This window comes from Pararhizobium sp. DWP1-1-3 (assembly GCF_049896125.1).
Lineage (GTDB): Bacteria > Pseudomonadota > Alphaproteobacteria > Rhizobiales > Rhizobiaceae > Pararhizobium.
In genome coordinates, this window is sequence record NZ_JAFCTR010000016.1 from 1 (window position 1) to 13,087 (window position 13,087).

Below are 13,087 nucleotides of genomic sequence, written 5' to 3' on the forward strand. Positions count from 1 at the left end.
AATTTTATGAAGGGTATTATCCTTGCCGGCGGGTCCGGAACGCGACTTCATCCGGCAACGCTTGCCGTCAACAAGCAGTTGATCCCGATCTACGACAAACCGATGATATACTACCCGCTTTCGGTGCTGATGCTGGCGAATATCCGCGATATCCTGATCATTTCCTCGCCGGAATATATTGAAAGCTACCGGCGCCTTTTCGAGGACGGCTCACGCTGGGGGCTCAATATTTCCTATGCGGAGCAGCCAAGCCCCGATGGCCTGGCGCAAGCCTTCACGATCGGAGCAGATTTCATCGGCAGTGATCATGTCGCGCTGGTCCTGGGTGACAACATTTTCTTCGGCGCTGGCATCAGCGAGCTTTTGGCGAATGCGCGTGAGCGCAAGATCGGTGCAACCGTGTTTGCCTATGAGGTTACCGATCCGGAGCGTTACGGCGTTGTCGAACTCGACGCGACGGGAAAAGCGCTTTCGCTCGAGGAAAAGCCGTCAAAGCCGAAATCCAGCATGGCGGTGACCGGTCTCTATTTCTACGACAACAAGGTCGTAGACTATGCCCGCAACCTGAAGCCCTCGGCGCGCGGCGAATATGAGATCACCGATATCAATCGCCTCTATATGGAAGCGGGAAGCCTCTTCGTCGAACGCATGTCGCGCGGCTATGCCTGGCTCGACACCGGAACACATGACAGCCTGCTCGAGGCAGCAGAATTTGTCCGCACGATCCAGCACCGCCAAGGCACCAGCGTGGCCTGCATCGAGGAAATCGCCTATCTCAACGACTGGATCTCCCGCGACAAGCTGATCGAGTATGGAAACCTGTATTCCAAGACCGCCTACGGCAAATACCTGCTGAGGCTGGCCGAGGATTGAGTCCCTCGCGATCGACGGTCGGCACTAGCGTCGCGTTTAGACGTCATATTCCAGCGTTTTGGTCGCTCCGGACGATGGCAAGTCTATAGGGAACGCGGGCACTTGGCTTGACCGGTTGGCCCAAATCCAGCCGGCGGCAGGCTGCTTTCCTTTTGAACATGGCCGGGGATGTGTCGCACAGAGCTCCGCCGCTGTTCACGGGTTGGGAGACGGTTTCGAGAATGTGCCGTTCTCGCAAGTCTCGGCGTTCACGCTCGTCGAAGGCGTGCCACTGTCGATCCCTCAAAATGGCTGCAGTCTCAGGGCGGCGGCAAACGCCAGCGAAACCGTGTCCCTATTCGTTTGAAGCGTAAACTTCGGTGAATGGTGCACCAGGAAAATGCTGTGCCCGCAGGAGACAACGAAATGTGGAGGGAGCCGCGACCCGATGCAATCGACGCGCTTCCCCTCCTAGCCGCAATCCTCAATCTGCTCCTGCCGCATCAATCCACGGCTACTGAGCTTAATTACCCAAATCGTTGATATTGGCCGCAAAGGATGCACCCTGTGCTACCGGCGCCACGGTCGTGCTCACGAGTGTCGAGAATTTCCTGATTTCGGCGAGGGACGAGTTGGCGATGTAGATCAGGTCGCGGTTCTTGATTTTGAAGTTCTTCAGGACGAAGAAGCCGCTCGGATCCTTCAAATCAACTTGATAGATGACATTGACGGTTCCGTCGGCATGCATCGACCGGGCGTTTGGGGCAAATGCGCGGACGAGTTCGACCGGTTCCTGGCGATAGACGAAGACACCCTTGGCGTTTGCTCTTTCGTCGTTAAGGCCACCAACCTTGGCCAGGCCCTGGTTCAGGTAGAGTTGCGACTCGTCGAACTGAACGGAAGCGTTGGCAGTCGTCGCCCCGAAAACAGTGAAACTCCGCGGCTGCCGGATAAGAGTGACGACGTCGTTGGACTGGACGTAGATATTCTCACGCGGATCCGAAATCAGCTGTTCCATCGGGATGGTTTCGGTTTTCATGCCACGCGTGATCTGCACGGCCAGTTGATGCAGTTCCATTCGAGGGCCGCCTGCGGTCGCGATGATATCGAGCAAGCGCTCGCCACCCGGGGTCAACGGAATGCGCCCGCTGGCAGCAACCTCACCGGTCACCGTCACGGTGTTCGAGTTGTTCTTGACGACGTTGACGAGCACCTGCGGCTCGACGGCCATCCGGCTCAAAGCCTTCTCGATCGTAATCTTCACAGCTTCAGGGCTCTGACCCGCAACCTTGATGGTTCCCGCATACGGAACCGAGATCGTGCCATTTTCCGAAACAAGCTGCACTGGAATCTGGGCGTTGCCCTGCTGGCTGGAACCTGCCGAGAACAGCCCGTTTTCCGAGGCTTCCCATATCGAGACGGTCACCGCGTCGCCGATGCCGATGCGCGACGAGCTTTGCCGCCGTGCCGCGCCGAAGGCAGCCGACAGCGGCCGTTCCTGTACGCGTGACAGCGAATCCGCGACAGCCTGCGTTACCTGTACCAGGACATACGGCGTTTCCGTTGCCTTTGCGCCTGACTGAATCGTACCGACGCTAGGCCCGGATCCTGGAAGGCCGCTACAGGATGACAACACCAGAATGGACGACGCTGCACCTGACAGGAGTAAAAATCGGATAAAAGGTGGCATTCACTTCAACTTTCAGCCTTGATCGCCAAGGTGTCTCACGGGATTTCGCCAGCATGACTAGCTTAGCAAGGGCTCCCGATCAAGAGCGCAACGCTGTTCCCTTCTGGATCAGATTTATGTCAAAGAGTTTAATGATTTCACTAATGCTAATCGGCAACAGTATGGCCGTGGTTGCCGCGCCTTCGGGCAACCCTGTACCCCGGCCGGGGGTCCGCTGCAGATCTTGAAGGCTGTCAGATCACCAACCCTGCCGGAACCCAGTGCGCAACCGCTCCCGACGTGTCCGGTTCGTCCCGCTCAAACGGGAAAGACATCGTTGCCCCGGCAAAGCCATTCATTGCCCATCTGCGCAATAATGCGCAGTGCGCCTTTCCGGCAACAGGTCTCCACAACGGTTACGTGTTGACTTGATAATTGTCTTGGGCCGCCACAGACCCCGTGTATGTTCAAAGGCGAGGGTTGAAACCTCGCGAACATGATCTAAAATTAATGCTAATATAGTCGGCACCACAGAAACGATGCCATCATCCGCGGACCTGATGAAGAAGTTCCAATTGCTTTTTCGCGTATCAAGTGCAATCAGCAAGATAACTCACAGCAATCTAAAACGTTCGAGAAAATATGACAGTTGAAATCATAGGGCGCGCATGTCTCGCCCCTGGAGCGAATTCGCCGCAGGCGTTGTTTCGAATTTTGCGCCAGGGCAAATGCACGGTCACGCGTATTCCGTCCGATCGTTGGGACCTTGCACGCTTTTGGCATCCCGTCATCGGCAATCCCGGCAAGACCTACTCCTTCGCCGCGGGCGTGCTCGAAAGTATCTATGATTTTGATCCGGCAGCCTTCGGCATGTCGCAGCGCGAAGCCATGCACATGGACCCGCAGCAGCGGGTTTTGTTGCAATTGGCCTGGCGCGCGCTGGAAGATGCCAATATTTCCATCCCGTCTCTGCATGGCGAAAATGTCGGCGTCTATATCGGTGCATCGAGCCTCGACCACGCCAACCTGACCGTCGAGGATCCGGCTGCCGCCGGTCCGTATTTCATGACCGGAAACACGCTCTCGATCGTTTCCAACCGTATTTCCCATATTTTCGGCCTGAGCGGCCCGAGCATGACGGTCGATACCGCCTGTTCCTCGTCGCTGGTTGCGCTCGACCAGGCGATGCGCGCGTTGAACGCCGGTGAAATTGACACGGCCATCGTTGGCGGCATCAATGTCCTTGCCCACCCGCTTCCGTTCGTCGGATTTGCGCAGGCGCGCATGCTGTCCCCGGAAGGGCTCTGCCGTGCCTACGATAATGACGGCGCCGGTTATGTCCGCGCCGAGGGCGGCGTCGTGTTCGTTCTGCGCCGTTCCGACAGGGCACGGCAGGAAAAGGACCGCAGCTACGCCAAGATCGTTGCCACAGGTGTCAATTCCGCCGGGCGGACCAACGGCATTTCCCTGCCGTCACGCGAAGCCCAGGCCAATCTGCTGCGCGCCATCTATGAAGGCAATAATATCGATTCCAACCAGGTCGCCTTCGTCGAAGGCCACGGGACGGGCACCAAGGTCGGCGATCCGTCCGAAGTTTGGTCGATCGGCACGGTGATCGGCGCCAAGCGGCGCGCGCCGGTACCGATCGGCTCGATCAAATCGAATATCGGCCATACCGAGCCAGCATCCGGCCTGTTCGGCATGCTCAAGGCCGTCATGGCGCTTGAAAACAACTACCTGCCGGCATCGCTGCATTTCGAAACGCCGAATGAGAACATCGATTTCGACGGGTTGAACGTCCGCGTGACCGCAAACCCGATCGAATTGCTGCGCGGCAAGCGTGCGCGCCTGGCTGGTATCAACTCCTTCGGCTTTGGCGGCGCCAATGCCCACGTCGTCATCAGCGATCCGGATCCCGTTCAGGACGAACGCAGCCGCAACAACGCCACCGGCCATGTTTTCATGGCAAGTGCCCATACTGCACACAGCCTTGATGAATTGCTGAAGTCGTACAAATCGACGTTCGCCAAAACCTCCAAGGACGAAGCCCGCGCCGTCATCGCAGCGTCAGGTGTCAACCGCACGCAGATGCGCCACCGTTTTGCGGCACGCAGCGACCATCCGGAAGACATTATCCGCGCCATTGCCAGCCACCTCGAAAAGCCAGCGTCCGATATCGGCGAAACCGGCGAAGCAGTGACGAAGGATGCGAAGGTTGCCTTCGTCTTCTCCGGCAACGGCTCGCAATGGGCTGGCATGGGTGTCGAGGCCTTCCGCGAAAACCTTCATTTCCGTCAGTGCTTCACCTCGGTGAGTGCGCTGTTCAAGTTCCATTCGGACATCGTGCTCACCGATTTGCTGACAGATCCGGATTTGGACAAGAAGCTGTCCGACACGAAGTTCGCCCAGCCGCTCTTGTTTGCGGTCCAGGCGGCGCTGTCGGATTCGCTTGTCGCCATGGGCATCAAGCCGACGGCCGTGTTCGGTCACTCGGTCGGCGAAATCGCTGCGGCCTACGCTGCGGGCGCCCTGTCGCTGGTCGATGCTGTCTCGATCGTCGCCAAGCGCTCGCTGCACCAGGATCTCCTGGCTGGTCAGGGCACGATGGCCGCCGCCATGCTCGGTGAAGACGCTGCAAATGCTTTCGCCAAATCACGCGGACTTGAGCAGGTCTGCGTCGCGGCTATCAACGCCCACAATTCGGTAACGATTTCCGGCCCTGCACACGAGGTTTCCGCCTTCCGCGACGCCGCCCGCAAGGCGAAGATCCCCGTCCAGATTCTCGATATCAACTATCCGTTCCATCACCCGATCATCGATCGGGCCAAGAAAGCCTTCCTCGCCGATATTCCGGATATCGCGCCGCGCAAATCCGAACTTGCATATCTGTCCACCGTCACCGGCGAGCGGATGGATGGCACGCAGCTTGATCCGGATTATTGGTGGAAGAACGTCCGCGAACCGGTTCGCTTCCAGGCCGCGACCCAAGCCGCTATCGAACTTGGCTGCAGCCTGTTCATCGAAATTTCGCCACGGCCGATCCTATCGTCCTATCTCAAGGAGACGGTCAAGCAAGCGTCGATCCCTGGCACGGTCGTTGCGACCTTGCTGCGCGATGGCGGCGAAAAAGGCCAGGATCCCATCTCCCGCGCCATGGCGCGGGCGATTGCCCATGGTGCAGCCTTCGACGAAGCGCGTCTGTTCGGGAAGCGCAATGCCTTCATCCGCCTTCCGGACCTGCCGTTCGAACAGACCGAGTTGCGCCCGGCATCAACCAGCGACGCCGCCGACCTGTTTGGCCGTGGCTCCAAGACGCCCTATACGCTCGCAGGCTGGCGCGCCGATTTGAACAGCGGCAGCTGGAAAAACCATGTCGATGCGCATCTGTTTCCCGATCTTGCCGAGCATATCGTCGATGGCAAGGCTATTCTGCCGGGCAGCGGTTTCATCGAGATCGCCATTTCGGCTGCACAGCAATACTATGGCACCACAGAGGTCGACATCACCAATTTGGAGATCGTGCGGCCGCTGGAGCTTGCCGACAACCGGATGATGGAGCTTTCCACCATCCTGTCGCCCGAAACCGGCGATATCGAAATCCGCTCGCGTGAGCGTCTTTCGGAAGACGACTGGGCGGTGCACGCGGTGGCGAGAAGCCGCAAACCGATCCCAACCGACGCGATGCCCGCAGGCAATGCCTTTGCCGGCCTTGAAAAAACGGCCAGCGTGACGCCTGCAAAAGCCTATGAGACTGCGCGTCAGTTCGGTCTCGATTACGGCCCGCGCTTCCAGTTGATGGCCAAGGCCGTCTGTTATGGCGACCGTTTCATCGACGTCGAGCTGAGGGAGCCTGAAAAAACAGGCAACCCCTTCGTCAGCTACAGCCTCAATCCAATTTCCGTGGACGCGACCTTCCATGGCCTGGTGGCGCTGTTTGACCGCTTTACCGGCGAAGCCGGCGGAGCGCCCTATATTCCAGTGCGCTTCGGCTCCGTGCGCCTGACGAATTCCGGCCTGACCGTCAAGCGGGCCCTGGTCGAAATCGAGCGCATCAGCGCCAACTCGATCAAGGCGAAGTTCCGTTTCTTCGGCAAGGGCGGCGAAGTCATTGCAGCGTTTGACGACTGCCGCTTCCGCCGCACCTATCTGCGCCAGCACAAGACACTGGACATGCTGTCCTTCCATTACGAGGCCGTGCCTTCCGACCGCACTGCACCGCTCGCGACGCTCGGACGTTCGCATGCGCTGCCTTTGCCGCTGCTTGCCGCACCGGACGAGACCGGCATCGACAACACGACGCTTCTGTTCAACGCGGCGATCTATCGTGCCTGCCACGAAATCGCACTGAAGCTTGGCAAGGGCACCGCCAAGGTCGATACACGGTCGCTTCCCGGCGATTTTGCGTTCCGCTGCTTCCTTTCCAATTGTCTCTATGTTCTGGAAGACGCGGGCTTGTGCGAACACAAGGCAGGCAGCTGGAAGATCGCCACCGAATTCTCGCTTCCTCCCGTCGGCGACATCCTCAAGGAACTCTATGGCGAGCGCTCGGAGCGCGCCGTGGAAGCTGTGCTGATCAACAATTCCTACGCTGAAGCGCTTGACCGCATCGACAGCCTTTTCGCCTCGGAGATATCGGGCAACGAGAACGATGCAGCAAGCAAGCCGCAGGGCTTCATCAGCGATGCAACGCTCGATCACCAGACTGTTCATTCCGAATCCACCCGTCAGCGTATGGATCTGGTCCTTGCGGCGGTCGAAAAGGCGCTCACCGGCAAAAACGGCAAGACCGGTTTGCGGATCGTCGAGGCAGGCACCATCTCTGCCGGGTTTACCCGCAGGCTTTCAACGCTGGCGGCAAGATACAATGCCAGCCTGATCGTTGTCGAACCGCGCGAAAATGCCCAGCGCAACCTGGAGATCGCGTTCGAGGAAGACGCCCATGTGAGAGTCCTGAAAAAGGATGCGTTCGCGACCCTTCCGGCTTTCGATCTCGTCGTCAGCGCCTCGGATACGATTTTCACGCTGATCGATGAAGATGGCGCTATTCGCAATGCACTGCGCGTCAGCCTGCGGGAAAACGGGGCGCTTGTCGCCGCCACCAATGCGCCGACCGTGTTCAGCGACTTTGCTTTCGGACTGACCGAGAGCTGGTTTGCCCGCACCCAGGCCGTCGAATTTCCGATCGGCAAGCTGGCGACGGTGACGCAATGGCAGAAAGATCTGACCGATCTGGGCCTGCGCGAGATCTCGGTCGAAGACCGCGAATTGTCGCACGGAAATATCATTGCCGTCGAAGCGCAAGGCGGTCTGTTTACCGATGCCGCCCAGGCTGCCGACGCGCAGCCTGCAGAGATTGCCAAGCCTGTGCTGGTCCTGCATGAAGGCAGTGTTTCGAGCCTGCAGAACAAACTGCCGTCGGGCAAGGATGCCATTCAGGCACCGCTTGTCCATGTACGATTGACGGGCGATTTTGAGACGGACAAGAATAAGATCGCCGAGGCGATCGCGGGATTGCAAGAGAAGCCGGTACGGGCGGTCTATCTGTCTTCGCCGACCGCGACGGACCGTAGCCAGGATTCGGCCGCTCTGCAAAATCGCGTCCTGTCGCTCAGTGCGTTCGCGGAGGCACTTCGCCAATATCATGCCCATGCGGAGCCATCCGCCGATCAGCGGCCCTGCCTCGTGATCGCTGCTCCAGGTGGCGCGCCCGTCACTTTGAGTGCGCGCGACAAGGATGTCTCCGGCTCAAGCGTCAATAGCGGCCTTTGGGCATTCGCCCGTGTGCTGCAGAACGAGTATGATTTCCTCGATATTCATTCGCTTGATTTCACCGGACCCAAGGCCGAAGCCGGCAATCAGCTTGCCGCTGCGATTTCGATGCTCGGCGATACCAGCGGAAACCGCGAATGGCTGCTTGACCGAAAAAGCGGTATCCTTTCGGAAATCCGTGCCGTTCCGGGACCGGTCGAACAAACATTGCGCAAGACGACCGATTTCAAGGCTGCGACCATTCGCCAGCGTGTGAGTTCTCAGGTCGGCAGCATTGCCTGGGAACAGTCTGAAATCCCTCAAGCAGGTCCGGACGATGTCGTCGTTGCGGTCGCTGCAACCGGCCTGAACTTCCGCGACGTGATGTGGGCGATGGGACTTCTGCCGGAAGAAGCGCTTGAAGACGGCTTTGCCGGAGCGACGATCGGCATGGAGCTTTCTGGTCACGTCGTCGCCATCGGCAGCAGCGTCCGCGACCTTTCGGTCGGCGATGCCGTGATGGCGATCGCACCCGCAGCCTTTTCCACACATGTGGTTGTGTCACGTTCCGGCGTCGCCAGACTGCCCGAAACCGTCAGCCCCGTTGCGGCGGCGACCGTTCCGGTTGCCTTCCTCACCGCCTATTACGCAATGATCGAGCTTGGCCGCATCCGAGCCGGCGAAACGATCCTGATCCACGGCGCCGCCGGCGGTGTCGGCCTTGCAGCCTTGCAGGTTGCCAAGCTCGCCGGGGCGAAAGTCATCGCCACGGCGGGAACGCGCGAAAAGCGCCGTTTCCTGAAGATGCTCGGCGCCGATCACGTCTTTGATTCGCGCTCGCTGGCCTTCGTCAACGACATCCTCGGTGTCACCGGCGGCGAAGGCGTCGACCTGGTCCTGAATTCGCTGTTTGCCGAAGCCATGGAACAGAGCCTGTCGCTGGTAAAGCCGTTCGGCCGCTTCCTCGAACTGGGCAAGCGCGACTATTACGCCGACAGCAAAATCGGCCTGCGTCCGTTCCGCCGCAACATCAGCTATTTCGGTATCGACGCCGACCAGCTGCTGGTCAATGCGCCTGATCTGACGAAGCGGATTTTCACCGAAATCGGTGCGCTGTTCGAAGAAGGCAAGCTGGTACCGCTTCCCTACCGTGCGTTCGGGTTTGACGAAATCGGCAACGCTTTCCGGCTGATGCAGAACGCTGGCCATATCGGCAAGATCGTCGTGCTGCCGCCCGTTGCCGGACGCGATGAGGTCGCGAAGCGGCCAGCCGCCCGCATGTCGGTCGATAGCCTCGGCGTCCATCTGGTCGTTGGCGGTATCGGCGGCTTCGGTCTTGCCGCTGCCAACTGGCTGGTCGAAAAGGGCGCGCGCAATGTCGCGCTCGCCACCCGGCGCGGTATCGCCGATCTCGAGACCCTCGAAGCGGTCAAGCGCTGGGAAAACATGGGCGTTTCGGCGACCATCCATGCCTGCGACGTGACCGACGAGGCGGCTGCGGACGCGCTTTTGAAAACACTTCGCCAGATCGGTCCCCTAAAGACCGTCGTTCACGCGGCGATGGTTCTCGACGACGCATTGATCAACAATCTCAACCGCGAACGCAACCGTCCGGTCATCGACGTGAAGGCGCAGGGAGCCGCCGTTCTCGACCGGTTGACGCGCACGGACGCGCTCGAACACTTCATCATGTTCTCCTCGGCAACGACATTGGTCGGCAATCCCGGCCAGGCCAACTATGTGGCTGCCAACGGCTATCTCGAAGGCCTTGCCCGCGCTCGCCGGCTTGAGGGGCTACCGGGCCTGGCGATCGGCTTCGGCGCGATCGCCGACAAGGGCTATCTGGCACAGAATACCGACGTCAACGATCTGCTCTCCAAGCGCATCGGCAAGACGGCCCTGAAGGCGCAGGCTGCCCTTAATCAGGTCGAGAGCTATATCCGCTCCGATCCGGGCACGGTGGATGCCGCAGTGGCGATGGTTTCCGAACTTGATTGGGCGGCGGCGCGCAGTCTGCCGGTTGTTCGCAATGCCCTATTCGAGGTCATCCTGCGGACGGCTGACCAGCACACCACAGGCAGCGATGGCACGACCATGGATCTCGTGGCGATGATCGATGGAAAGTCTCCCCAGGAAGCCGAAGACATTCTCTATGACCTGGTGGCCAGCGAGATTGCCGCCATCCTGCGCGTGTCGAAGGATACGATCTCACGCAACAAGATCCTCAAGGAAATCGGCCTCGACAGCCTGATGGCCGTTGAACTGGGGATCAGCTTCCAGCAGAATACCGGCTTCGATATGCCGCTGAGCGGTGTCGCCGATACGACGACAGTTGGCGATGTTGCGCGCAAGCTTTATGACAAGGTCAGCAAGCGGGATCACGGCAGCGACGAAGACAGCGAGCCCGGCGACAACAAGATCGTCAACGAGCTCGCTCAGCGCCATACCGGCAACGGTACGGAGAAGGCGGCCAGCCAATGAGCGATAACGAGGAACGCAACAACGTTTCGAAGATGAACAGCAGCCTGAAGGAAAACCTTCTGGACAAGATGCGCAACACGCATCAGTCGTCGGAACGCAACCGCATGGCTCGTTCCGAACGCGACGTTCCTCCGCAGGTCAGGCGCAAGCAGACGCGGTTCGAGGATTTGCCGGAGTACAAGCAGGTCCAGACCCAGAAGATCGCCAGCGAGCAGCTGGGCATCGACAACCCGTTCTACCGCGCACACCAGACGGCAGCCGGCGCAACGACGGTGATCGACGGACGCAAGCTGATCAACTTCGCATCCTATGATTATCTCGGCCTCAACCGGCATCCGCATGTTCTCGCCCAGGCCCGCGACACCATCAACACGTTCGGTATCTCGGCATCCGCCAGCCGGCTGGTGGCAGGCGAACGTCCGGCCCACGCAGAACTCGAAGAGCGCATTGCCGCCTTCTACGGCGTCGAGGCGTCGGTCTGTTTCGTCAGCGGCTATCTGACCAATGTTGCGGCGATCAGTTGCCTGATGGGTCCGAAGGACCTCGTGGTGCATGACGAGTTCATTCACAACAGCGCGCTTGCCGGCATCAAGCTGTCGGGCGCCACGCGGCGTCTGTTCAAGCATAATGATGCAAACGACCTGGAACACGTGCTGCGCACGGTTGCGGGCGACTATCGCCGTATCCTGGTAATCGTCGAGGGCGTCTATTCGATGGATGGCGATATCGCCAACCTGCCGGCCATCGTGAAGCTGAAGACCGAATATGGCTTCTGGCTGATGGTCGATGAGGCCCATTCCCTCGGCATCCTCGGAAAGCGCGGCAAAGGCACGTTCGAGCATTTCGGTATCGATCCGCGTCAGGTCGATATCTGGATGGGAACGCTTTCCAAGACGACTTCGAGCTGCGGCGGCTATATTGCCGGTAGCGGTGCTCTCGCAGCGGTGCTGAAGGCGACAGCTGGCGGTTTCGTCTACAGCGTCGGCCTCGCGCCGGTCCTGACTGCATCGGCTATTGCGAGCCTCGACATTCTGGAAGGCGAGCCGGAGCGTGTCGCTGCCTTGAGACGCAACGGCGCGCTTTTCCTCAAGCTTGCCCAGGAAGCCGGCCTCGATACGGGTCTGAGCGCAGGCTTTTCCGTGGTTCCGGTTCTGGTCGGCGATTCGCTGCGCGCGGTGCAGCTGTCGAACGATCTCCTTGCCGCCGGCATCAACGCACTGCCGATCATTCATCCGGCGGTTCCGGAAGGGATGGCGCGTTTGCGGTTCTTCATCACCAGCGAACATACCGAGGAACAGATCCGCCAGACAGTGGCGATGACGGCTGAAAAACTCAAGGATCTTACCGAGCGGAATTTCGGTCTCGCATCGATCGATGTCCAGCAGATGATGAAGATGCTCGCCTCCCGGTAAAGTCGCTCTCCCGAAACAGCCAGGCCAATACCCATGAACCGAACCGGTTTTGCGGCATGACTCATGTGATCATCACAGGCGGTTCGAGCGGCATCGGCCTGGCGCTGGCGCGTCTCTACGCCGCGCGCGGCGCACGCATATCGCTTCTAGCACGCTCCCTGCCGGCGCTTGAAGCGGCGATGACGGAACTTGCAAGACACGGGCACGAACCATCGATCCGGATCGAAAGTGCCGACGTTGCCGACGAAGACCAGACATTGGCGGCAATCCGCAGATGCGAAGATGCCTTCGGCCCCTGTGACATCCTGATCACGTCTGCGGGGATCGTCGAACCCGGACGGTTCGATGCGCTGTCGTCAGCGGCCTTCCATCGGCAGGTTCAGACAAACCTATTCGGCAGCATCCACGCGGTGCGCGCCGTCTATGCCGCCATGACAGAACGGCGCTCCGGCAGGATCATGCTGATTTCTTCCGGCGCAGGCTTGATCGGTATTTACGGCTACACCGCCTATTGCGCCTCGAAGTTCGCCCTGCATGGTTTTGCTGATGCTCTCCGCTCGGAGGCAAAGCCGCATGGGGTCAACGTTTCCGTCTGCTTCCCGCCGGATACCGAAACGCCGCAATTTTCCCGCGAATTGGAACATCGGCCGCTTGAAGCAACTGTGATCATGGGGCGCATTGCTCCCTGGTCGTCCGCCACTGTTGCACTCCGGATCGCACGGGCGATCGACAAGGGCCAATTCGAGGTATTTTTCGGCTGGACGCTGTGGGCGCTGGGACGCTTCGGCTCGGCGGTGAAGCCGGTTCTCAACTGGTGGTTCGACAGAGGCATTCAGCGGCTCGGCGGGCGGCGCTGAACAGCCATAGTTGCTTGTATCCGCCGCCAATAGGATTTAAGTGTCGCTCTGTCGCGGCGGTGCATGAC

At 59.7% G+C, this 13,087-nt stretch carries 5 protein-coding genes; 4 read left to right on the top strand and 1 reads right to left on the bottom strand.

Going from position 1 to position 13,087, the window contains the following annotated elements; translation table 11 throughout:
* The first annotated feature begins 6 nt into the window (after positions 1-6).
* A complete protein-coding gene (gene rfbA / locus ACP7BS_RS24495) occupies positions 7-873 on the top strand; it encodes a glucose-1-phosphate thymidylyltransferase RfbA (protein ID WP_426240267.1) in 867 nt (288 codons plus the stop codon).
* A gap of 502 nt (positions 874-1,375) precedes the next feature.
* On the opposite strand, the gene ACP7BS_RS24500 is transcribed toward rfbA, so the two are convergent.
* Entirely contained in the window at positions 1,376-2,542 is a 1,167-nt protein-coding gene (locus ACP7BS_RS24500) for a polysaccharide biosynthesis/export family protein (RefSeq protein ID WP_426229188.1), read from the bottom strand.
* A 621-nt stretch (positions 2,543-3,163) separates the two neighbouring features.
* Here ACP7BS_RS24500 and ACP7BS_RS24505 point away from each other — a divergent pair.
* From ACP7BS_RS24505 to ACP7BS_RS24515, 3 genes are read left to right on the top strand one after another with little or no spacing between them, the layout of a single operon-like run.
* Entirely contained in the window at positions 3,164-10,750 is a 7,587-nt protein-coding gene (locus ACP7BS_RS24505) for a type I polyketide synthase (RefSeq protein WP_426240190.1), read from the top strand.
* A complete protein-coding gene (locus ACP7BS_RS24510; protein WP_426240191.1) occupies positions 10,747-12,162 on the top strand; it encodes an aminotransferase class I/II-fold pyridoxal phosphate-dependent enzyme in 1,416 nt (471 codons plus the stop codon). Before ACP7BS_RS24505 ends, ACP7BS_RS24510 begins: the two co-directional genes overlap by 4 nt.
* A gap of 56 nt (positions 12,163-12,218) precedes the next feature.
* Positions 12,219-13,019 (top strand): SDR family oxidoreductase, encoded by an 801-nt coding sequence (locus ACP7BS_RS24515; RefSeq protein ID WP_426240192.1) that lies wholly within the window; start codon positions 12,219-12,221, stop codon positions 13,017-13,019.
* Positions 13,020-13,087 lie beyond the last annotated feature (68 nt).